Here is a 21614-nt window from a genome sequence, read left to right as displayed (position 1 = left end):
GGTCTATCCCCTCCACGCGTGTATGCTTTCCGGGCACGATGCGTGCGCCATTGAGCTTGTCGGCGAGTACCGGATAGAGGATCTGGTTGACAAGCGTGGATTTGCCGGAGCCGGACACGCCCGTCACGCAGGTGAAGACGCCCAACGGGAAGTTGACGTTGAGGTTCTTCAGATTGTTCTCACGGGCGCCCACCACACGCAACTGCTTGGTCTTATGCGTCTTGCGACGCGTCTTCGGCACTTCGATGCTCCTACGGCCGGCGATGTAGTCTCCCGTGATGGAACGAGGAGCGTCAATGAGCTTCTTCGCGGGGCCGGAATAAACGACCTCGCCACCGTGCTCACCCGCTCCCGGGCCAATGTCGATGACCCAGTCGGCGCTTTTGATGGTGTCCTCGTCATGTTCGACGACGATCAGCGTGTTGCCGAGATCGCGTAGATGATGCAGCGTGGTGATCAGCCGCTCGTTGTCGCGTTGATGCAGGCCGATGGACGGCTCGTCCAGCACATACATGACGCCCACCAGGCCGGATCCGATCTGGGTCGCCAGACGGATGCGCTGCGCCTCGCCTCCGGACAGGGTCTTCGCCGCACGGGACAATGTCAGATAATTCAGACCGACGTCATTGAGGAATCCGAGTCGGGCACGAATCTCCTTGACCACTTCGCCGGCGATCTGCGCGGCGGAGCCCTCAAGTTCAAGACCGTTGATCCATGCGAGACTGCGTTCGGCCGACATGTCGCACACGTCCGCGATGGATTTCCCTCCCACGGTGACGGCGAGCACTTCGGGGCGGAGCCTCCGGCCATGGCATGCCTGGCATGGCACTTCGCGCATATACGATTCGTAATATTGCTTCATCTGGTCGGAATCGGTCTCGTCATGCCTGCGCATCAGCGTGCGGACCACGCCTTCGAATCCCGTCGAATACTCGCGGACGCGTCCCCAGCGGTTGCGGTATGAGACCTGCACCTTGAAATCACGGCCGTACATGATGGCATCACGCGCGTCCTTGGGGAGGTCCTTCCAAGGCGTGTCCAGATCGAATCCCATCTCCTCACCGAGACCTTCAAGCACATGCCGGTAGTATTCGCCGGTGCCTTTGGTCATGCCCCATGGCTCTATGGCGTTCTCGTTCAGCGTCTTGTCTGGATCGGGAATCACCAATTCGGGGTCGATCTCCAGTTTGTAGCCGATGCCCGTACATTCTGGACAGGCTCCATACGGCGCGTTGAATGAGAAGGTTCGGGGCTCTATCTCGTCGAGCTCCAGCTGGTGGCCGTTCGGACAGGCGCGCTTCTCGGAGAACGGTTTGCGCCGATTCGGATCCTTCTCGTCCAAATCGACGAAGTCGGCGACGATCACGCCCTTGGCGAGTTTCAGAGCCGTCTCCACCGAGTCGGTCAGACGCTGGCGGATGCCGTCCTTGACCACCAGACGGTCCACCACCACTTCGATGGTGTGCTTCTTCTGCTTGGTGAGCTTGATGTCATCCGACAGCTGTCGCATCTCGCCGTCGATCAGCGCCCGTGCATAGCCATCGCCGCGCAACAGCTCGAGTAGATCCTCGAACTCGCCCTTGCGACCACGTACGACAGGTGCGAGAATCTGGAAACGCGTGCGCTCCGGATACTTCAGCAACGTGTCCACCATCTGCTGCGGCGTCTGCGCGCTCACCAAAGCGCCGCATTCCGGACAGTGCGGAATGCCGGTACGTGCGAACAGCAGTCGCAGGTAATCGTAGATCTCCGTAATCGTGCCGACCGTGGAACGGGGATTGCGGTTCGTGGTCTTCTGGTCGATCGAAACGGCGGGGCTCAGACCCTCAATGAAATCGACGTCGGGCTTGTCCATCTGACCCAGGAACTGGCGTGCGTACGCCGACAGCGATTCGACATAACGACGCTGCCCCTCCGCGAACAACGTATCGAACGCCAACGAGGATTTGCCTGAACCGGACAGGCCTGTGAACACCACCATGCGGTTGCGGGGAAATTCCAGATCGACGTTCTTGAGGTTATGCTCGCGGGCGCCTTGGATGACGATTTTGAGGTCGTTGGGCAGATGTTTCAGATCCGCCACGAGCGAACCGTCTTTTATCCTCATCGGCGCCTTTTTGATTTCGCGTGTCAAAAACGCGTCGCTGGTGAGGACGCGTTCAACCACGACTTCGTTACGTGCGGTGCTGTTTCGTTTGGCGGCCACTTTCCCCTCCGCTTTTGTTTGCCTGTTCTAGGTGTATAGGATAGCGTATTTTCACGCCAGTTTCGAACAGGTGTTCTATATGGTGTTGTCGGGCATGGCGATGGGCCATTGGTATTGGTCGCGCATGATGGTCGCGGCGTCCGCAATAGGTATGCGTTCCTGTTCGATTCGCAGGTATGTCGCGTCGGTTCCGGTGCAGAGCATTTCGTAGAGTCTGCGCTCCTCGAAAGTGAGTTGGGGCGTGGGTTTGGGCTCGCGTGTGGTGAGTGGCTTGTTTTTCGTGTCGAGCATGGTGCCGTATCGTTCGTAGGCTTTGTAGGCGGCAGGATCCATCAACAAGGATGCACAAGGGATGCCGGTCTGACGGAATTTGGAGAGGATGTCAAGCCCGTTGGCGTCCATGTCTCCCCAATAGATGATGTCGGGAATATCGGTGATCCATGGCAGGAGGGTCGTCATGCGTTCCAAGGTGGCGTATCCGCTGCCGAAGATGCAGATGGCGTGTTCGACAGTGGGCATGGCCTGATAGGTGTCCTTGTTCTCGATGATGATGGCGTGCGCGATGTCGGTGGGTCTGTCGTGGGTCCACGGACGGGTGATGATGAGGTCGGGCTGGCCGTGGTGTTCGGCGTCCATGAATCGTAGTCGGAGTTCGCCGGGACGCTCTTGGAAGTCGAGGCTGTCCTGTCCGGTGAGCATGCATATCGCTTTGCGACGCTGGGAACTGGGCGTGCCGAGCCATTTGGCGCTGAATCCGGGAATCGGCACCATGCGTGGGGTCATGGTGCCGCAGTTGTGGTTGGTGAAATAGTGCGCGGTCTGGATGACGAGACGGAAATCGACGTCATCATGGTCTTTGAGCGTTTTGACGACATTCAACGCGCTGTCCTGGTTGATGCCGAATTCGTCTGCGAGTTCGCGCATGCGTCGGCGCTCACGTAGATAGCGTTCGCACGTGGTTCTTGTTGCTATACGGAGAGCCGTGTCCAGGTCGGGTATGGTTACCGATTCGATGAGCTGGCTTTTCTGCCGGACGAGTCCGCTGGAGACGATTTTGGTTTTCTCGCTGGTTTCGCATTGATGTCGGCTTGCCCAATCACGGATGGCGTCGTCCTGGGCGCGAACGCGCGCGTAGTTGTCCTCCAGTTCGGTTTGTTTGGGCAGGTGGATGGTCTTGCGCAGGGGCCAGGAAGCGTCGGTGTCGTACATGTGCCGGTTAAGATATGCGTCGACGTATTCGCCAAGTTCCCGACGGATGCTCATGCCGTCCTTGGCGCTCCTGGCCACTGCCATGGCTCACTCCCCTTTCATTGATGGTGCCGTGTCTTTGCCCGGGTCCTGAGATTCGTCCTGTGCGTTTTCGCGGTCGAGCTCCTGCAGGTACGAGTTGCCTGTGGATGGATCCTTGTACGCCACGTACGCCTTGTTGGCGATGCTGAGGATTTCCGCGGTTTTGCTTTCCGGAGCGGACACGATGATTTGGAAGCCAAGTCGCGGCAGTACGGTGAGGGCGCGCTTGGTGTAGCGTCCATCGGCTTTGATAAGGGCCTCGTCCAGGAACAGCGTGGTGTAGGTGGGCTTGCCTGTCAAATCGCCGCCAAGCAGATAAATCAGGGCCGCGCCGTAGACGAACGAGGTAAGTTCCTGCAACGCGCCGCCTGATTTGCCTCCGGTTGAGCTGATACGTTCGTCGGGAGCGTCGTCATGATGCACGGTCGCGTAGAACGAGCTACGCACACGGGGATCGAGATTGCGGGCACCATACTCCTTGATCCCGTTCGTATCATGGATGTTGCCGAGTTCGTCCTGCAGTCTGCCGATGAATGACTCGCAACTCTTGAACGCCTTGCGGGTCTCCATGGGATTGTCACGCCCGTTGCGTGTCCAATCGTCCAGTTTCGACATGATGCCGGCCAATGATCTTCTGAACTGCCGGTCGGCGTCACCGAACTTCACGCCAAGCGAAAGCCTGCCTCCACGCGGGCCGAACTGTTGGTCCTTGAGCATGCCGTTGATGCGGACAAGCTGTTCCCTGACGTTCTCCTCGTCAGTATTGAGCGCGCGGTTGAGCTGCTGGAAGCTCATATACAGTTTTTCGACGCTGTTCACATACTCCTCATCGGTTGCGGCGCGGGTGACGAGCATGTTGAGCATGTTGAGCTCGTCGAGATAATACCGATAGTCCTCCACGCTTGCCGTAACGGTATCGTCCTCGGTGGCATGGTGTCTGAGATAGTCGTCCATGGCGGTTTCCGTGTCGGCTCGTAGTTTGCTGGCACGCTCGTCGGTCTCTTGGATTCGTATGCGTATGATGCGTCCGATGTTGCGCATTACACGCGCATCGAATGGCATCGCCCCTTCATGGTCGGCGCCGCCGGCGATGAGTCGCGGACGGTCCTGCAAGTGCACGGACGCGCCGAAACAGTTCTCGTACGCGTCGGCCAAGAGATTCGATACCATGTCGGACAGCGTGGAATCGTCGAAATCCGCGTCGCCATACGCGTCGAGCCAAGCCTGCTCGGCATGGACGGCACGTTGGGCGCTTTCCAAGTCGGCCTCGGCCTGAAACCTGTTCCTGCCTTCGACGTCCGACTGCTGGCAAAGATGTTTCAGTTCATCCTGCAATTGCCCCAGTTCAGGATCACTTTCGATCCGTTCGATCTGTCGCCGGATCTGCTCCGCCTTCGCTTCAAGCCCGTCCACGTCGATTTTGCTCCACGGCATGTCGGCTATGACACGGGCAAGCTCATGCTCATCCTGCAACAAGGTGATTGCGTTTGCCATCTGCCGACTGCGGCGGTCGGCGTCCTCCGTAGCATGTTCAGCCTCATCGAGTTGCCGTTTCAACTCGGACAGGTAACGTTCGTTCATGAAGCCGATGACCTGATGCATGCCTTTGACGCCATGAAAACCACGATCACCGGATTTGATCTGCCCGTCGACCTGCACTTGACGTTCGTCGCGGTCCATGTCATCGATGGCATCCACGCAACGTGCGTCGAAACGATCCGAAGACGTCTGCTGTTTCAGCCATCCGACAAACGGCGAGTCCTCCTTGTACCGCAGCTTCGACGACATCCATCCCTCGTTGCTGACGGAATCGTATCGCGCGTCCGTGTCGACGAAACGCCATGTGCGGCGTGTCATACGCGTCGGATCGATGGCGCTGACCTTTGCGGCGAATCCCTGTTCGTATTGTTTGTCGACGAGTATGGTCTGCGCGATCGGCGCGTACGTGACGTTCATCGCCAGACGCCACCGTTCGTCATGCTTGTCCACATCCATCAATTCCGCCACATACGGCAGCTGTGCCTCATCCAAGCCGGTTGCTTGGGCGATCAACGTGCGCGCATCGTCCATCTCGTCGCTGATGCGCGTCCTGTGGTCGAATTTGCGACGATAATCCCGTTGAAGCACGTCGCGCTCGCGCTGTCTGTCATGCAACTCCCCTACCAGCTGCCGGTATTTGGCCTGTGCCTCATCCAATCGTTCGTCATACACGTCGGCCGATTCAGTCAATGCGGTGCGCTTAAGGTCCCACGTACGCTCGTCGGTGGGCAGTTTGCCTTCGATCCGTTCGAATCGTTCGGCTATGTCGTGCCGTTGGCGGCGAGCCTCGTCGGCGTCCTGGCGCGCGCGTTTGAGGTCTTTGCCGAGCTGCTGCAGGCTGCCGCCGTCGATGCCGCGGATGCGCTCCTTGATGGCTTCGATCTGTGCGTCGAGATCGTCGATGCGCTGCTGAGATTTGTTGAGGGCTTTCTGTGACTCCTCCGCCTTGTTCTGTGCCGCTGGCAGTCCGGAACGCACCTCGCTGGCCATGCGTGAACGTGTCCATGCGACGAGCGTGGCCTCCCCTCGTTCGCTGTCCGGGTTGACGGGCTCGTATTCGCGTCGTTCGCTGAGCTGCTTGGCGTATTCGCCGTAGCGTGTCTGAATGCTCTGCAAGATGGCGACACGGGCCGCTTTTTCCTCCATGCTGTGGAAGTTCTCGCTGAACCGGTTGTAGTCATCAACGGCTTCGCGGGCGAGACGGATGGATTCCGGCACGTCGAGGACGCCTTGCTTGAAGATGTCGTCGAGTTTCGAGGGCGCGTCGGCGGATTGTATCTTGTGCAGGAGCCGGCAGGCTTCGGCGCTCAATCCCATATCCTGCCAGATGGAGGCGTGGAACGCGGCCGCGTTGACGTGGGTCGTGCATCCTGGATAGGTCTGTTCCATCATGCCCTTGGTGAATGGCGCGTCACGATGCTGGTCCATGAGCCGCGGGTCGATGGGCTGATTGTGTGTGATGAACTGGCGGCGCAGTCCGTCCGGTCCGTCACCGGCGGTCAGATACAGGAATTTTCCGCAGGACAGTATGCCGCCGTCGCTACGGTTCACGTAGGTGTCGACGATTGCGCCCCAGATGTTCTGTGGTTTACCGTCCGCGTCCCTGCCGCGCAGGAAGATCGGGGTCTCGCCGTCGTCGCCGTCGCTTATACCGATCATGCCGCGCAAGTACGTGTAATCGTTGCGTTCTGATCGTCCGGAGTTCGACGCCTTGTTGTAAGGCGTGCCGGACGGGTATAGAAGAGAGATCTGGGCGTCAACGAGAGTGGATTTCCCCGATTCGCTGGCTCCGGCGAGCAAGGTCACCGGCATGTCCGCGTCCATGGACGGGCGGAACACGTGATAGCCGCTGTAGGAGCCCCAGTTGACGATCTGCCGGCTTCGCAGCATCCACCGGTCGGAAACGATTTTCATGCCGTTTTCAGTCATCGGTCTTCCCCTCCATTAAAGGCATCATCGTTCATGCCGAAGTCGAATGCATCCTGTTTGACTTCGGATGCCGGAATCCCGTTCGAATCGCCCACGCCATTTTCATCGTCGGAATCGGACAAACCTTCGATTCCGGTATCGTCCATACCGCCGGCGGCGTCCATTCTCCCGGAACCAAGCCATTCGTCCGCGAGCTCGCGGTCGAGCACCATCGGCACCAGCGGAGTGAGCACGTACATGTTCTCCTCGCCGGCGTCCGCGAGATATCCGTAGGTGCGCATGCGCGAGATGACGGAGGCGATCTTCTTCGCAGTACCCTCCTCGTCATTGCTGGCGGCGAGGAATCCCGCACCTGTGGCAAGCATCGCACGAATGTCGTCGAAACTGATGAGCCAGTCGCCGGGTTCGGTTTTCTGGTTCTCATATTCCAGCACCTTGATGCGTAAGGCGGCAAGCGTGGCGGCTTCTTCGCGGGTAAGGCTCACACGCGTTTTCAGCGCGCGGATGTTCGTCTCCGAATCGGTGACGGGCGACGCGTACATGATCCGGTATTTCGTGTTGTCAACCAACCTGAGCATGTCGTTGTTCAACGAACGCTCAACGGCCTCACGGTATTCGCATGCGCGTTCGTACAGGCTGCCGTCGATATACCGTTCGCGTTTGAGCGCAATCGCAGCCCTACGCGCTTCGAGAGGCATGTCGCCGGTGTCGCCATCGAATAGCGCCGGCATGGCCTGCGGTGTGGTCGTCTCCTCCGGCGGGCGTTCGGATTCCCCGTCATCCATCAGACCGATGCCGATTCCTTGATCGTCGATGTCATCCGTCATGCTCATCCCTCCTCGATGATGCCGTCAAGCGTCGATTCGCTGGCAAGAACCGGTCTGGTGCGCCATACGCGTTCTCCACCGTCAATCGATACGCAATGCCATGCCACATTCGCCGAACCATCCTGCGCCCGCAAGGCGCTGAGGAATCCTATCAGTTCGCTTTCACGCCGTTCGACGCGTGGCAACCTGTTGAAACTCGCCGCGATATCCACGAACATGCCATCCGACGTCTTCACCGGATCATGTCGGATGAGCGAGATCATATGCGTCAATCTGGGTCCGCACATCTTGACCATGGTTTTGAGGTCGGGGGCATCGATTTCCGTTGTGGGCGCATCCTGCAGGCCGGCGGTTGTGGCGCGCGCCATCGATTTCGCCGGACGTGACGGCAATGCCTGAAATTGCGCCATGCCGGTGTCCGTATGATACGGGTATTCCCCCGAACCGGAATGGTTTTTCGCGTCATCGTTGGTTTGCACGAACAGTTTGTGGAGTTTGTCGAGCATGGTGCGGTAATGCGTGTCGGTCTGCTGGCGCACCAGCCGGCTCACGGCCTCGTCGGATATGCGAATCTGTCTGCGTACATCCTCGATACCCTCGTAGATGCGATTGAGCTCGGCGCGTACTTGGGCGAGCAGGATGCCTGGCTCGCCGTCCAGATACGGGTTCTGCGCGATGTCGCGCACTGCGTCGTCGATTTCGCGACGCCCCTCGTCGGTGACGATCACCTGGAACGCGTCTTCAAATCGTCGACCGCTGTCGGATTCGTGGAACGATCTGTGATATGCGTCATGGTAGGCGCCAAGGGCTTGTTCAACGCTGATGGATCCCGATTGCATGCTGCGACGCAGACTGTCGCCATGGTCGCGTTCCTCGAGCGCGAGTTCGCGCAGATCGATCGGAACGCCCCGCAACGTGTTGTGGATGACTCCGATGATGTCGCTCACCTGCTGTGAGGTGAGTCTGTCCAAGGTGTCGCTGTGCTTCAGCTCGTCGATTTGTTTCCGTTTCTCCTCGATGTCGCGTTCCAGCAGGCGGATGCGTTCATGCGGGTCAGCCGTCAGCTGCATACGCGCATGTTCGATTTCCATGATGATGCTGTTGGCCTGCGCTCCGGACAGCGCCTTGGTGGTGTCCTCGAGCCGGTCGAGCGCCTCGATGGCGCGGTGCGCGCGTGCCGTGAGACGGTACAGATACCGGTGCGAGGCGACGTCAAGCGAATTGGCGAGCCAGGCGTAGTCGCCTTCGCCTTCCTTCGTCAGCTGGGACAGGATCGCATGCGCGGCCTCCGCGTTCGTCTGCCCGTCCTTGGGTGTGTAGTCACCAGTCTCCGCGAGTCGTGACAGACTGCGCGCGAAGCGTTCCTCCACGATTTCGCGTGACAGTTCACCGGTGAGCGGATCGAATGTCGATCGCAGAAGCGCGACGTACAACATGGAATTGCCGCGTAGCAGCAATCGCAGCACACCGGTCTCATATACGGGTCGGAGCCGTTCCATTTCCCGTCTCACGTCTGACAACGAACGACCTTCCTTCCCAGCCTGGATTTTCGATGCGTAACCCATTGTAAGGGAACGGCGGTTATGGGGACACGATTCACGGCGCAGAGAAGACGCTTCTCCATAGCAATGTCATTTGAAGATAACGTAACGGCACAGCAGGAATCCCCAGATCGCCTGCATGCCCATGGTGACGATCTTGATCACCATGGTGGGCCATCCGAGCAGTCCTGGAATCCACGCCATCATCAGGTTGGAGAACAAGAGGTTCCAGCAGTACATGGCCACGAACATGGCGATGGAACGCGCGTAGTTCGATGATGATTTGAAGGTGACATTGCGGTTCATAACGTAGTTGAATGTGCCGGAGCAGAAAACCGCCGCGGTGTTCGCCAATCGGAACGGCAGGCCAGCCAGCTGCAGTATGGCGAACACGCCGAATTCCACGAAGGTCTGCATCGCCGATACCCCGCAGTAGCTGAGCATCTGCCTGACGATGCCGCCCTTTGCCTTCGTCTCCGCTGGCATATGGTCTCCTCTTGATTCCGTCGTGAGTTCCGGTTGGGAATACTATTCCATGAGCTGCCGTTTCATGACGTTTTGGTGTTTTGCCTGGCGCATATAAGGCAGATAAGGAAAGCGCGCGACCGTTCCTCCCGGTATCCGGGAAACGGATCGCGCGCCTTCCTTATCTTGCGTCGGTCAGATGCTCATCGCCATGAGCTGGGCCGCGTACTCCTCGACGAGTTCGCTGTCCCGTTCCGTCCAGGAATGGCTAGCGGAATCATCCGGCACGAAAGTGGTGTCAATGTCAATATGGTCGTTCATTTCCTTATATACCTCCGTTCGTTCCACACCCCCTGGCGACTTTGCCAACATCCGTGGAACAGTCATAAGTCTGACTCATAAACGCGTTCGATTCAAGAAAGAGTCCGCATCGTGGTCAAACGTTTTCCCATATGTGGTCGCGTCATGCCCAGGCCGCCAATCGGTGCGATAAGTTCGACATATCGACAGTCGATTCAGCAAAACAACGAAAGGCTCCCGACTGGGAGCCTTTCGTTCATCGAGCGGACAACGGGACTCGGACCCGCGGTCTCAACCTTGGCAAGGTTGCGCTTTACCAACTAAGCTATGTCCGCATGTTTTCCACCGTGGTGGGCAACGAGTTGAAAATATACAGGAGCGGTGGCGAACATGCAAGCTTCGGCGTGTCGCGTCATACGTGTCGAATTGCGATGAGACGCTCTCCTTGAGATTCATCCCGTCCGTCACGTATCCGACGTATGGTTTGATGAAACACGTTGGGGGGGGCTATGCGAGTTGCGAAAACCATGAAGGTCATCATCGCTGCGTTGGCATGTGCCGCCGGCGCATACTGGTTCGTCTACCTGCCATCTCGGCCGGCCGATGTCAGCCACGTTCAGATCAGCATCAAGGCGACAGGCGCGTTTGACAAGTCTCAGGTCGGTGACGCGGTGGAAGCGGATATCGCCAGGCTGAAATCTTGGAGTGGCTGTCGTGTGGATGCCGTCCGATATGACGCAAAGCGTTCAGCCGCGCTGCTTGCCATCGAACATAGCATCACGGCTTCCGGCGGCAGTTCGTCGATTTCCAAAGCCATCGACGAATATGGGATGGACAATGTGATCTACCTGTCCAATGACATCTCCTGTCGTGCGGGTTCACAGAACTCGTCCCAAAATGGCTGGGGAAGCTGGTATGCGTGGAATCCCGATTCCACGCGTGCGGAACACGGCTGGATTTTCATTGACGAAGGATATTAAAAGCCTTCCGCCATGCCATGACGTCGGAATCATACGATGACGGTTGGCTTCAGGAGCCGATTGGTTGAGATTAGTCGAGGACGATGCCGGCTTCACTCATCTGCCGACGGGCTGCGATGCCGAGTTCCTCACTGACCGGTTCGGTCAGGTTTTCGATGACATGCACTTCGAAACCCAGTTTTTTCGCGTCGAGTGCGGTCTCCTTGACGCAATGCGACTCGGCCAGTCCGACCACATCGACCCGTGTGATGTCAGCGGTCTTCAGGCCGTTGGCGAGTGTCCTGCCCGAGGCCATGGCGGTGGAGACTTCTTCGCGGGTGGGAATGCGGTCGGTGTTGTCCTCGAAGCCTTCGAAACCGGAATATGAGGGGGAATACTGACCCTTCTTGAAATGATGCTCGATGTTCAATGCGGCGATGGCGGGATGCAGTTCGGCATTGGCGGCTCCGGCCTTGCCGTGCACCGGCCAAGTATCCACGAAATCAGGATGTTCGGACCAGTGGGTCCCCGGCTCGATATGCCAGTCCTGCGTGGTCGCGATATATGCGTATTCGCTCCGGTGCGCGTTCACATAATCCGCGATACGATCGGCGACCGCATTGCCTCCCTGCACGCCTAGTTCGCCGCCTTCGCAGAACGTCGGCTGCACATCCACCACAATCAAAGCCTTTGCCATGTTTCTTCCCTCCTGAATGGTTCCGAAACCACTGTAGCGAATCAATCACGTGATTGTATAATTCCATTCCACCCACTGTGTCGGCGCAGCATATGCACCCTTTCCCGCGGCCCGTCCTATAATCCGAAGCGGCAATGGCACGCAGAAAAATATGAGGGCTGGCGGATCCGTAGCATAATCGAGCCATGCCACCGGTCTGTAGGTCGGTTCTGCCGGATATGAAAGTATGGTTTCGTAAATAATATGGACGATTTGATTGTGTCGGGGCTGCGCATAGATTGGAATATGCTGACTGATTCATACGTCAGTCGAATTCCCTCATTGCGTTCGATTGACGAACTTGAATTCCACAAGAATGTCATCTTTCTGGTCGGTGAGAATGGCAGAGGCAAATCGACTTTGCTGGAAGGCATCGCCGTCGCCTGTGGTTTCAACGCGGAAGGTGGTACGCGCAATTACCGGTTCAGCACATACGACGACACATCCGGTCTTGCCGAGGCGATGACGATATACCGTCGGCATGCGATTGGCCCATCAAGCTTCTTCCTGCGCGCGGAAAGCTACTTCACTTTGGCGACACAGGCTCGTGAATATGATCACGGCGGAGGACTTGCCCGCCTGCATGAGATGTCTCATGGCGAAGGGTTTCTGGAGATACTCCTGTCCCGCACGGGACGGGGGCTCTATCTTTTGGATGAGCCGGAATCCGCGCTCTCCCCACAACGGCAGTTGACCCTGCTGGAACGTATGCGCCGCATGGCGGACGTCGGCTCGCAATTCATCGTTGCCACGCATTCGCCGATTCTGCTCGGCCTGCCGGACGCGGAGATACTCTCATTCGACGGGACCGGCATCCATCCCTGCGATTACGAGGATACGGACAGTTATCGGATTACCAGGACCTTCATCAACCATCGGGAATCGGTGCTACGGCATCTGCTCGGAGATGAGACATGAGTCGAAAGGGAACGGTTGCGGGTGTTCGCTATGATGTTCGATTGGCGTTTGCAGGATTTTTGAAGAAACACGAAAGACTAGAGGTGTCACGGCATGGCGATTGAGGCGCAGGGACTTGAGATTCAGATCGGCGCGCGCACGTTGCTGCATCCCACCAACTTCCACGTTGCCAAGGGAGACAAAATCGGTCTGGTCGGTCGTAACGGCGCCGGCAAGACCACGTTGACCCGCGTGATCACCGGCGATATGCTGCCGACCGCCGGCAAGGTCCGCGTCTCCGGGAAACTCGGCTATCTGCCGCAGGACACGCATGCCGCCGACCCGGAGCAGACCGCGTTGGACCGCATGATGAGCGCGCGAGACATCGCCAGCATCATCAAACGTATACGCAAGGCCGAAAAGGACATGACCGACCCCGATCCGGACGTCATGACCAAGGCGATGAACCGCTATGACAAGGCCATGCAGGATTTCGAAAAGGCCGGAGGCTACGCCGCGCAGTCCGAAGCGACCGCGATGGCGGCCAGCCTGGGACTGCCGCAGGATGTGATGGGCCAGCAGCTGGGCACGCTTTCCGGCGGCCAGCGTCGTCGTATCGAACTGGCGCGTATCCTGTTCTCCGATGCGGACACGCTGATTCTCGACGAACCGACCAACCATTTGGATGCGGATTCCATCGAATGGCTGCGCGGCTATCTGAAGAAGTACGAAGGCGGATTCCTGGTCATCTCCCACTCCACCGAGCTGCTCGACGAAGTGGTGAACAAGGTATGGCATCTGGACGCGCAGCTCGGCCAGATCGACATGTATTCGCTCGGCTGGAAGGCTTATCTGCATCAGCGCGTCGTCGACGAGGAACGCCGTCGTCGTGAGCGCGAGGTCGCTGAAAAGAAGGCCGAGCGCCTGATGCAGCAGGGCATTCGTCTGCACGCGAAGGCCACCAAGGCCGTGGCTGCGCAGAATATGATGCGTCGCGCGGAGAAACTGCTGGAGAATACTTCCGAAGCGCAGAAGAAGGAAAAGGTGGCGGATATCCGGTTCCCGGAACCGGCACCTTGCGGACGCACGCCGATCATGGCGAAGGACATCTCCAAGGCGTATGGCTCGAACATCGTGTTCGCGGGAGTGAACCTGGCGATCGACAAGGGGTCACGCGTGGTGATCCTGGGCTATAACGGTGCCGGCAAGACCACTACGCTGCGTCTGCTCGCCCATTTGGAGGAGCCTGACACAGGCTCCGTGGAATACGGGCACGGCTGCAAAATCGGCTATTTCGCGCAGGAGCACGACACGTTGGACCTCGATGCCACCGTTTTGCAGAATCTGATTCACGTGGCGCCGGAGCTTGACGACACGCAGGCGCGTTCCATCCTCGGATCGTTCCTCTTCTCTGGCGATGACGCGCTGAAGCCGGCACGTGTGCTGTCCGGTGGTGAGAAGACACGTCTGGCGTTGGCCACGCTGGTGACGAGCCGTGCGAACGTGCTGCTGCTCGACGAGCCGACCAACAATCTGGATCCGGCGTCCCGCGACGAGATTCTGAAAGCCATCGCCAAATACGAGGGCGCCATCGTGCTGGTAACCCACGATGAAGGCGCGGTCGAAGCATTGAACCCGGAACGAGTGCTGCTCATGCCGGACGGCGACGAGGATCTGTGGAACGACTCCTATCTGGATCTGGTGGCCGAGGAGTAAAAGTCATCAACGTTCACCGATATGCGAAATGGCCCCGGACGGATTCATTCCGTCCGGGGCCATCGTCGTCATCACCGACTGTCTTCGTCGATACGCGTGTCAGGCATGCACATGCTTGGCGCTGTAGATATCCGGTTCGACGTAGATTTCGAAACTGTACCATGGTAGCGCGCCACGCACTGCCTTCTCGATTTTGTCGACGGTTTCAACGTCGTAATCGCGGTCCAGCTTGCTGGTCTGCACTTTGACACATAGCAGGATGTCATCCTCTGACATGTGCACGGTCTGCATGTTCAGCAGACGTTCGACACCCGGCGTGGTGGTGACGGCCTCGACGATTTTCCGCCGCGTGTCCGGTTCCACGGCCTCGCCGATGAGCAATGAACCTGACTTGAACGCCAGCAGCAGCGAGCCGACGATCAAAACCAGACCGACCATAAGACCGCCCAACGCGTCGAAGATCTCATTATCCAGCGCGATCGCAAGACCGATGCCGAGACCGGCGAACGCCAGACCAATCAATGCGAGCGTGTCCTCCATGATCACTGAGGCAAGTTCCGCGGACTTGGTGTGCCGCCAGAAACGGAACACGCCCATGCGTGGCGTGTTCGTACGCTCCATGCGCTCGTTGGCCTCCTTGATGCTCTGATGCAGTCCGTAGCCTTCCAGGCAGGCGCTGATGACCACCACGGCGAAAGCGACGAGCAGCTCCATCTGGTTCACATCACGCAAAGCCGGATCGCCGGCAAGGGAGATAAGCTTCTTCACGGCCTCGGACGTTGAGAAGAAGCCACCGACGAAGAACAGCAGGGTGGCCACGACGAATGAGGCGAGGTATTTCGCCCGATACAGGCCGAACGGATGATCACCGTCGGTCTTGCGCTTGGAGAAACGTCCTCCGGCCATCAGCACGATCTCGTTGGAGCAGTCGGCGATGGAATGCACTGATTCGGAGAGCATGGCGGACGATCCGGTGAAGAACGCCGCGAGAAGTTTCGCTATGGCGACACCGATGTTCGCCCCCAATGCGGCTTTGACGGCCGCACCCTGATGCTTGTTTTCCTGACGTGCCGCATTGTCCGTGGTCATACTGTCACTTGCAGGATCGTGAGATTCGCTCATTGCCTTTCCATTCCTCGAATATGATTGGTTGTCACACCATTCAACCATGCATTCCGGCCACCATGGAGCCATGGTGGCCGGAATGCGAAAGCTTTCGAATCAGACATGGGACAGATTGGATGTGAGCCACTCCCCCAGCAGATTATCCACCCGTCGCGCCATGTATTCGTATCCGTACCGTCCTGGATGGAACCGGTCATGGGCGTAGAAGGAGTCGAGATCGGCGTGCACGTCCTCATGGGTCATATCGAGATACTCGACGTGCTTCTTTTCACAGATGGCTTTGCTCGCCGCGGTCTGTTCTTCGGTCATCTGGCCGATGACCTTGCGCAGTTCGGCGCCGAGGGATGGGCTGCGGTATAGTTGGGCGGCGCTGAACACGACTATGTTGTCGCAGATAGCTTTGGCTTCGTCGATGGTGGCCGACAAATCTGCTTTCCATTCGTCCAAGGTGCGTCGCGCCATCAAGTCGTTCGATCCCGCGCAGATGACCATCAGATCAGCCCGTCCTTCGATTTCCGGCATCAGCCGATACCGTACACGGCGCATGGTCGCTCCCAGCCTGCCATGGGCCTCCCAATCGACAGAGCGGTTCAATGTATGCGAAAAACATCTCGCCAATGCCGGAGTGAAGCCTTCCGACTGGTTATCGACACCGCAGCCGGCAATCATGGAATCTCCCACGGCGACGAAACGCAGAGGCCTGTCGTACGCGTCATCGACGTTTATACTTCCGGAACGCTCGCCTGCGGGCTCCGGGTCGAGATGGATGGTGTGCTGGGCCCACCAAGCCTGCGCCAACGCCAGTACGTTCATGTATTCACTCCCCTTTTTCCGTGTGCATGTCCTTCCATGCCGTACCGTACTCGCGCCTTGGAACAGTCCGTCAAGTGTCTCGTGGAGCAGACTATATGCATGCGTCGCCATCCCGTCGGATTCGAGACGTCCGAGTAGACTTCCTGCGGTATTCAAGCACTGTTTTTCGAAAGGAATGTCCAATGGCATACAAGCATAACGCGCCGTTCCGCGCCGACGTGGTCGGTTCCTATCTGCGTCCGGCCGAGCTTAAAGCCGCACGCGAGAACTTCGCCGCCGGCAAGATTGATGCAGCCAAGCTCAAAGCGGTCGAGGACAAGGCGATCACCGAGCTCGTGGCCAAGCAGAAGGCCGCCGGCCTGCATGTGATCACCGATGGCGAATTCCGTCGCGGTTGGTGGCATTTCGATTTCATGTGGGGGTTCAACGGCGTGGATCATGCCGCCGCTGCTCATCGTGTCGCCTTTCATGATGAGGTCACCCCGGCCGATACCGCCACGGTGACCGGCAAGATTTCCGGTGAGAACCACCCGTTCGTGGAGCATTTCAAGTTTGTCAAGCAGTTCGAGGATGAGAACACCGTGGCTCGTCAGACCATGCCATCCCCCGCGCAGACCCGGTTCGTGCTTACCGGCAACAAAACCGCCTATCCGTATGACGAGTTCTACGGGAACGACGACGAGCTGACCGCCGACATCGTGTCCGCCTACCGTCAGGTGATCGCCGACCTGTATGCCGCAGGCTGCCGCAACGTGCAGTTCGATGACTGCACCTGGACCCGTCTGTGTGACAAGAGCGTGCGTGAACGCCTTGGCTGGAGCGATGAGGATGCGCTGCGTCTGCAGCAGGAGAATCTTGATGTGATCAACGCGGTGATTGCGGATCAGCCTGCCGATCTGGTGATCAACACGCATGTCTGCCGTGGTAATTTCCATTCCACTTGGCTGTCTTCGGGCGGCTATGCGCCAGTTGCGGCCAAACTGTTCGGCGAGGAGGATGTGAACGCCTATTATCTCGAATTCGACGACGATCGTTCCGGTGATTTCGCTCCGCTAGCCAAGGTCTCCGGAAACAAGAAGGTCGTGCTCGGCCTGATCACCTCCAAGAGGCCTGACCTTGAGGATCCGGAAACCATCAAGGCCCGCATCCAGGAGGCATCCCAGTACATTCCTCTGGATCGCCTGTGTCTGTCCACCCAGTGCGGCTTCGCCTCCACCGAGGAAGGCAACAAGCTCACCGAAGACCAGCAGTGGGCCAAGATTGCCCTCGTGCAGTCCATCGCCAAGGATGTCTGGGGCGAGTAATCGTTTCGATGTACGTTCCCATATGTGAGTGAGGGGGCTGTCCGCCGTATCCAGCGGACAGCCCCCTCACTCACATATGGCCGGCGGAATCAATCCCGCGCCGCCTCATTGATGCAGCGGATCGCATTCAACGTGCGAGGATAGCCTATATACGGCATGCATTGCGAAACCACTGCGATCAGGAACGACTTGTCATTGCCGACCGCAATGTTCGCCTTGCAATGCGCCGTAAGCTGCGGTTCGCAGCCACCCTGCGCGGCCAGGAAGCAGAAGGTGATCATCTCACGTTCGCGGGTATCGAGACCGCCACGCGTGTAATAGTCGCCGAAACAGTTGTCGGCGAGCCATTTGTTGATATGGCGGGTCTCCTCCGGACCGGACTGCGCGAAGCCGCGCATCCCCTCTCCGAAGATTTCGACCTGCTTGGCCTCGCCGGCCTGAGCGCGATTTTCCGACATGGTGGTGCCCTGCGGTTCCAACGGCAGGTGCACGTTCGCCGCGCCGAGGAAGTCGTTGATTTTCTTCAGGAATGGCAGTATCCTGCCGAAACCGCAATACGCCGTCGCCTGATACACCATCTCCTTGATGGCCACGGAGCCCAGTCCCGTCTCATAGGCGACCGGTAGCATCATTTCGAACGCGTCAAGTCCCTGACAGCCGACCAATGTGGCGAGAATCGCCAGGGAGCGGGTCTTGTCATCCAGGTCGGGATGGTTGGCTCCCGGTTCGTTCACCACTTCGTCATAGGCGAAGTCGGAAAACAGTTTGACGAATTCCGGATCGGTTTGCGACAGCGTCCTGTCGTTGTTCCAGAACGCGTTCATTTTCCTATGCAGTTCCTCGAACATTGCTTCCTTTCCCACGCATTTTCGGATTGCGGTCATTCTACCGTCCCCGTTATAACGGACAGTTGCGGCTCAGACTTCGCTGACGCGGAGCAGCGATTTGACGGTCCTGCGTTCGTCCATGGCGGCGTACGCCTCCTGAATGTCGTCGAGCGTGTATTCGCTGGTGTACACGATGCCGGGGTTGATGGTGCCGTCCAACACCTCCTTGAGCAGACGTCGCATGTCGTAGGTGCGCACGGCGGCCGGACCGCCGCGCAGGCCGACATTGCGGTAGAAGAGTCCCGGAATATCAGCCTCCACGCCATGCGGCAGGCCCACTCGTCCCACCACGGCGCCGGCACGCGCGACCTTCATGGCCGTATCGTTCGACAACGCCGATCCCACGCATTCGAGCACCGCGTCCGCACCGTATCCATCGGTCATCTCCAGCACCTTGGCCACGGCTTCGTCGCCACGTTCCTCGACGAAATCCGTGGCACCGAACTTACGCGCGATCTCCTGGCGGTCCGCATGGCGGCTCATGGAGATGATGCGGGAGGCTCCCATGAGCTTGGCGGACAGCACGGCGCACAGGCCCACCGCGCCGTCGCCGAACACAACGGCCGTATCACCCGGCTTCACTTCGGCGGAAGCGGCGGCATGGTAGCCGGTCGCCATCACGTCAGACAGGGTCAGCAGCGAGGCGAGCATCTCGTCGGAGAACGTCTTGGCGTCTCCCGGAACCACGACCAAAGTGCCGTCGGCTTCCGGAACGCGCAGGTACTCGGCCTGGCATCCCATGCCGTCCCCATCACCGAAATAGCCGCCGTGGGGGCAGCTGGATTCGAATCCGGCCTTGCAGACCGGGCATTTGCCGCAGCTGTACGGGAATGGAACGATCACGAAATCGCCGGGTTTGGCGATTGTGACGTCCTTGCCGACGGTTTCGACGACGCCGATGGCCTCGTGGCCGGTCTGGCTGTCTACTGCCCTGCCTCCATCGCGGTAGAACCATAGATCCGATCCGCATACGCAGGCGCGAACCACGCGGATGATCGCATCGCCGTCTTCGATGATGTCCGGCTTCGGGCGTTCCTCGCAGGCCATCTGCTTGATTCCCTTATAGACTGCTGCTTTCATAATTGCTCCTTCACTTGTGCGATTGCTGCTTCTTGACGTTTTCGATGACGTCCCTGTTCTCTTCGAGAATGCGTCTGGCCTCATCCTCATGCCCGTCAGCGATGGCACGCCAATACAGCGATTTCAGCGATACGTAGGCCTGCTGGATTCGCAAAGCCTCGGCCTTGGCGGCCAGCCGCAACGCCTGCGCGTCGAGCAGCTCGATCTGCTTGCGCGCGCCTTCGGGGCCGTCGAACCGGTTCCGAAGGTATTCGCGCATGGATTCGAGCGGCATTCCCGTGGCCGAAAGGCAAGATATGGTGACCAGTGATTGGATATCCTCGTCGGAATAGGCTCGGTGTCCCGAACTCGGGTCACGGGCTATCGGGTCGATGATGCCGATCTGCTCGTAATACCGCAGCGTCGATTCGGACAGGCCGGACAGCATGGACGCCTCACGAATCGTATGCCAGGTGGTTGTCGTATTGCTCATACCCCGCACTCTAAAAACCTCAAGCGCTCGAAGTCCATATATTGGCGTGTCGCATCGGAGTCTTTCAGGATTCCGTTTCGAGAAGCATACGGCCAGAAGGCCGTAAGAGGCCTCGTTCTGATGTTGTTCGCGGCCGGCTCCGTCTTCGTCGACGCGCCGCAAGAACCTCGTGTTGCGTTGACGGGCATCGCAGGAGCGTGCGATGCCCGTCAACAATGTAGCCGTCGAATCGAGGGTCAGGCGGCGGTGATGAGTTCCGAGGAGTCCATGTCGAAATCGGCCATGGCGTAGGAACGGATGGCGGGATCCTCATAGGTGTTCATGTAATAGGTATTAGTCTTGGACGAATAGCCGCTGGTGAACAACGTGCGTTCGAACTGGCCGTTGCCCATCTTCGCCATGCCTTCCACCATCTGCACGGAAGCGAGCGTGTGGAACAGACGGGATACGTTGGCGTCCTCTCCGTTCTGCTGCGGATAATGCGTGTTGGCGTAGGCCACGCGAACGAAGCGTGAAGGAGAGCTCACGTCACCCGGAATGCCATGCATGCTCACACCTGCGCCCCAGGCGGACAGGGATGCCTTGCCCCATGTGGTCGGCTCGGCCATCTCGTTGCTGACGCACATGTAGTTGCGCAGATTCTCCATGTGGAAGTCGAACGTCGGCTGGTTGGTCAGCACGTCGACATCGTCATGATGCACATGCATGCCGTCGGCCATCTGCTCAACGACGATGCTACGGTCGCCGTCTCCAATGATCCAATGCAGCAGTGATTCCTGCTGTCCGGGCACAACCTGGGAGACGAGCGTCACGTTCTTCAGGGCCTCCTCGACCTCGTCCACGGAATCGAAATTGCGGGCCACCCACAACGGGAACTCGAAGGTGGCGACGTTGTCGGTGCCTTCGACCGGTTCATGGGCGAACGAGGCGTAACCAGGGAAGTTCAGTCCCGCGATGGCTAGGCCGTGCTCGTTGGCGCAGTCGAAATACATCGGACGGCTCGCCATGACCACTCCCACGCCGATCACCGCATTCGGCTTGTCTTTGCTACTTGCGCCGAAGGCATTGTCATAGTGGTAGCCGCGCGGGGTGACCAGGATGCTCTCGCCGTATGAGAAGCTCCAGTCGAGGTTGCGGCCGAAATACATGTTTCCCTCATCATCGGAGAAACGAACGCCAGTGCACATGATGGACTTCCTTCCATTGCTTGATTGACCGGTGCGTTCATCATACGCATGCGCGCCTGGTGGAATGAAGGCTTCCGCCGACGGATAAACGCAAAAACAAGCAAAGTCTATCAAAAAAGAAAACTCCCCTTGTTTCCAAGGGGAGTTCACATGGCTCCTGCGACTGGGCTTGAACCAGTGACCGTCCGATTAACAGTCGGATGCTCTGCCAACTGAGCTACGCAGGAATGTTTCATGCACGCCGTGCACAAGACAAAAATAATATGCGAAAAACGACAAAACGCAAATCCCCGCGTGTCTTGTCTGTACGCAGCGGCGAAACGTCACATGCAGATCTTCGT

General features: G+C 58.5%; 18 protein-coding genes and 2 tRNA genes. 4 read left to right on the top strand and 16 right to left on the bottom strand.

Annotation, left to right across the window (positions count from 1 at the left end; translation table 11 throughout):
• From uvrA to ACR0P8_RS05670, 8 genes are all read right to left on the bottom strand, one after another.
• A partial coding sequence (gene uvrA / locus ACR0P8_RS05705) for an excinuclease ABC subunit UvrA (RefSeq protein ID WP_432624204.1) occupies nucleotides 1-2206 on the bottom strand: 2206 nt, incomplete at its 3' end.
• 75 nt (nucleotides 2207-2281) lie between these two features.
• Complete coding sequence (locus tag ACR0P8_RS05700) at nucleotides 2282-3499, bottom strand: Wadjet anti-phage system protein JetD domain-containing protein (RefSeq protein ID WP_432624203.1); 1218 nt, start codon at nucleotides 3497-3499, stop codon at nucleotides 2282-2284.
• A 3-nt stretch (nucleotides 3500-3502) separates the two neighbouring features.
• Nucleotides 3503-6964 carry an ATP-binding protein gene (locus tag ACR0P8_RS05695; RefSeq protein WP_432624202.1) on the bottom strand — a complete coding sequence of 1154 codons (3462 nt, stop codon included), beginning with the start codon at nucleotides 6962-6964 and terminating at the stop codon, nucleotides 3503-3505.
• Nucleotides 6961-7749 carry a DUF4194 domain-containing protein gene (locus ACR0P8_RS05690; protein ID WP_432624206.1) on the bottom strand — a complete coding sequence of 263 codons (789 nt, stop codon included), beginning with the start codon at nucleotides 7747-7749 and terminating at the stop codon, nucleotides 6961-6963. The genes ACR0P8_RS05695 and ACR0P8_RS05690 overlap by 4 nt, the downstream gene beginning before the upstream one ends.
• A gap of 44 nt (nucleotides 7750-7793) precedes the next feature.
• Nucleotides 7794-9290 carry a DUF3375 domain-containing protein gene (locus ACR0P8_RS05685; RefSeq protein WP_432624205.1) on the bottom strand — a complete coding sequence of 499 codons (1497 nt, stop codon included), beginning with the start codon at nucleotides 9288-9290 and terminating at the stop codon, nucleotides 7794-7796.
• Between the two features lie 132 nt (nucleotides 9291-9422).
• Nucleotides 9423-9818 carry a GtrA family protein gene (locus ACR0P8_RS05680; protein ID WP_432624201.1) on the bottom strand — a complete coding sequence of 132 codons (396 nt, stop codon included), beginning with the start codon at nucleotides 9816-9818 and terminating at the stop codon, nucleotides 9423-9425.
• A gap of 174 nt (nucleotides 9819-9992) precedes the next feature.
• The gene (locus tag ACR0P8_RS05675) at nucleotides 9993-10118 is read right to left on the bottom strand and encodes a hypothetical protein (protein ID WP_432624200.1); all 126 of its coding nucleotides are present in this window, start codon (nucleotides 10116-10118) and stop codon (nucleotides 9993-9995) included.
• A 241-nt stretch (nucleotides 10119-10359) separates the two neighbouring features.
• Nucleotides 10360-10432 (bottom strand) — tRNA-Gly (locus ACR0P8_RS05670).
• Nucleotides 10433-10606: 174 nt separating this feature from the next.
• Between ACR0P8_RS05670 and ACR0P8_RS05665 the strand changes: the two genes are divergently transcribed.
• Nucleotides 10607-11077, top strand: a complete 471-nt coding sequence (locus ACR0P8_RS05665) for a hypothetical protein (RefSeq protein ID WP_432624199.1) — start codon at nucleotides 10607-10609, stop codon at nucleotides 11075-11077.
• Nucleotides 11078-11147: 70 nt separating this feature from the next.
• Here the strand turns inward: ACR0P8_RS05665 and ACR0P8_RS05660 are convergent, their stop codons facing one another.
• Nucleotides 11148-11753, bottom strand: a complete 606-nt coding sequence (locus ACR0P8_RS05660; RefSeq protein ID WP_432624198.1) for an isochorismatase family protein — start codon at nucleotides 11751-11753, stop codon at nucleotides 11148-11150.
• Between the two features lie 285 nt (nucleotides 11754-12038).
• Here ACR0P8_RS05660 and ACR0P8_RS05655 point away from each other — a divergent pair, with 285 nt between their 5' ends.
• Together ACR0P8_RS05655 and ACR0P8_RS05650 are read left to right on the top strand one after the other, a co-directional pair.
• Complete coding sequence (locus tag ACR0P8_RS05655; protein ID WP_432624197.1) at nucleotides 12039-12710, top strand: AAA family ATPase; 672 nt, start codon at nucleotides 12039-12041, stop codon at nucleotides 12708-12710.
• Between the two features lie 93 nt (nucleotides 12711-12803).
• Nucleotides 12804-14405: an ABC-F family ATP-binding cassette domain-containing protein gene (locus tag ACR0P8_RS05650; protein WP_432624196.1), complete on the top strand. Its 1602-nt coding sequence runs from the start codon at nucleotides 12804-12806 to the stop codon at nucleotides 14403-14405.
• Between the two features lie 99 nt (nucleotides 14406-14504).
• Here the strand turns inward: ACR0P8_RS05650 and ACR0P8_RS05645 are convergent, their stop codons facing one another.
• Together ACR0P8_RS05645 and ACR0P8_RS05640 are read right to left on the bottom strand one after the other, a co-directional pair.
• On the bottom strand, nucleotides 14505-15527 hold the full coding sequence (locus ACR0P8_RS05645) for a cation diffusion facilitator family transporter (RefSeq protein ID WP_432624195.1): 1023 nt from the start codon (nucleotides 15525-15527) through the stop codon (nucleotides 14505-14507).
• Between the two features lie 99 nt (nucleotides 15528-15626).
• Nucleotides 15627-16343, bottom strand: a complete 717-nt coding sequence (locus ACR0P8_RS05640; protein ID WP_432624194.1) for a GDSL-type esterase/lipase family protein — start codon at nucleotides 16341-16343, stop codon at nucleotides 15627-15629.
• Between the two features lie 182 nt (nucleotides 16344-16525).
• Between ACR0P8_RS05640 and ACR0P8_RS05635 the strand changes: the two genes are divergently transcribed.
• Nucleotides 16526-17647: a 5-methyltetrahydropteroyltriglutamate--homocysteine S-methyltransferase gene (locus ACR0P8_RS05635; protein ID WP_432624193.1), complete on the top strand. Its 1122-nt coding sequence runs from the start codon at nucleotides 16526-16528 to the stop codon at nucleotides 17645-17647.
• 89 nt (nucleotides 17648-17736) lie between these two features.
• Here ACR0P8_RS05635 and ACR0P8_RS05630 read toward each other — a convergent pair whose 3' ends face one another.
• The 5 genes from ACR0P8_RS05630 to ACR0P8_RS05610 form a co-directional block, all read right to left on the bottom strand.
• Nucleotides 17737-18495 carry a carboxymuconolactone decarboxylase family protein gene (locus ACR0P8_RS05630; RefSeq protein ID WP_432624192.1) on the bottom strand — a complete coding sequence of 253 codons (759 nt, stop codon included), beginning with the start codon at nucleotides 18493-18495 and terminating at the stop codon, nucleotides 17737-17739.
• 69 nt (nucleotides 18496-18564) lie between these two features.
• Nucleotides 18565-19614, bottom strand: coding sequence for a zinc-dependent alcohol dehydrogenase family protein (locus ACR0P8_RS05625; protein WP_432624191.1), 1050 nt, complete (start codon nucleotides 19612-19614; stop codon nucleotides 18565-18567).
• A 10-nt stretch (nucleotides 19615-19624) separates the two neighbouring features.
• Nucleotides 19625-20086: a MerR family transcriptional regulator gene (locus ACR0P8_RS05620; protein ID WP_432624190.1), complete on the bottom strand. Its 462-nt coding sequence runs from the start codon at nucleotides 20084-20086 to the stop codon at nucleotides 19625-19627.
• 236 nt (nucleotides 20087-20322) lie between these two features.
• Nucleotides 20323-21273 carry a choloylglycine hydrolase gene (gene bsh, locus ACR0P8_RS05615; protein ID WP_432624189.1) on the bottom strand — a complete coding sequence of 317 codons (951 nt, stop codon included), beginning with the start codon at nucleotides 21271-21273 and terminating at the stop codon, nucleotides 20323-20325.
• Nucleotides 21274-21424: 151 nt separating this feature from the next.
• Nucleotides 21425-21500, bottom strand: a tRNA-Asn gene (locus tag ACR0P8_RS05610).
• Between the last annotated feature and the right edge of the window lie 114 nt (nucleotides 21501-21614).

This window comes from Bifidobacterium sp. (assembly GCF_050874245.1).
Lineage (GTDB): Bacteria > Actinomycetota > Actinomycetes > Actinomycetales > Bifidobacteriaceae > Bifidobacterium.
The sequence above is the reverse complement of the archived record's forward strand: the minus strand, read 5'-3'. Positions and strand labels throughout refer to the sequence as shown.

Bases quoted from the DNA above. Each gene is read 5' to 3' on its own strand.
- ACR0P8_RS05690 (WP_432624206.1), bottom strand. From the start codon at position 7,749: ATGGATGACGGGGAATCCGAACGCCCGCCGGAGGAGACGACCACACCG.
- ACR0P8_RS05695 (WP_432624202.1), bottom strand. From the start codon at position 6,964: ATGACTGAAAACGGCATGAAAATCGTTTCCGACCGGTGGATGCTGCGA.
- ACR0P8_RS05685 (WP_432624205.1), bottom strand. From the start codon at position 9,290: ATGGAACGGCTCCGACCCGTATATGAGACCGGTGTGCTGCGATTGCTG.
- ACR0P8_RS05640 (WP_432624194.1), bottom strand. From the start codon at position 16,343: ATGAACGTACTGGCGTTGGCGCAGGCTTGGTGGGCCCAGCACACCATC.
- ACR0P8_RS05700 (WP_432624203.1), bottom strand. From the start codon at position 3,499: ATGGCAGTGGCCAGGAGCGCCAAGGACGGCATGAGCATCCGTCGGGAA.
- bsh (WP_432624189.1), bottom strand. From the start codon at position 21,273: ATGTGCACTGGCGTTCGTTTCTCCGATGATGAGGGAAACATGTATTTC.
- ACR0P8_RS05630 (WP_432624192.1), bottom strand. From the start codon at position 18,495: ATGTTCGAGGAACTGCATAGGAAAATGAACGCGTTCTGGAACAACGAC.
- ACR0P8_RS05645 (WP_432624195.1), bottom strand. From the start codon at position 15,527: ATGAGCGAATCTCACGATCCTGCAAGTGACAGTATGACCACGGACAAT.
- ACR0P8_RS05675 (WP_432624200.1), bottom strand. From the start codon at position 10,118: ATGAACGACCATATTGACATTGACACCACTTTCGTGCCGGATGATTCC.
- ACR0P8_RS05655 (WP_432624197.1), top strand. From the start codon at position 12,039: ATGCTGACTGATTCATACGTCAGTCGAATTCCCTCATTGCGTTCGATT.
- ACR0P8_RS05625 (WP_432624191.1), bottom strand. From the start codon at position 19,614: ATGAAAGCAGCAGTCTATAAGGGAATCAAGCAGATGGCCTGCGAGGAA.
- ACR0P8_RS05660 (WP_432624198.1), bottom strand. From the start codon at position 11,753: ATGGCAAAGGCTTTGATTGTGGTGGATGTGCAGCCGACGTTCTGCGAA.
- ACR0P8_RS05665 (WP_432624199.1), top strand. From the start codon at position 10,607: ATGCGAGTTGCGAAAACCATGAAGGTCATCATCGCTGCGTTGGCATGT.
- ACR0P8_RS05620 (WP_432624190.1), bottom strand. From the start codon at position 20,086: ATGAGCAATACGACAACCACCTGGCATACGATTCGTGAGGCGTCCATG.
- ACR0P8_RS05680 (WP_432624201.1), bottom strand. From the start codon at position 9,818: ATGCCAGCGGAGACGAAGGCAAAGGGCGGCATCGTCAGGCAGATGCTC.
- ACR0P8_RS05650 (WP_432624196.1), top strand. From the start codon at position 12,804: ATGGCGATTGAGGCGCAGGGACTTGAGATTCAGATCGGCGCGCGCACG.
- ACR0P8_RS05635 (WP_432624193.1), top strand. From the start codon at position 16,526: ATGGCATACAAGCATAACGCGCCGTTCCGCGCCGACGTGGTCGGTTCC.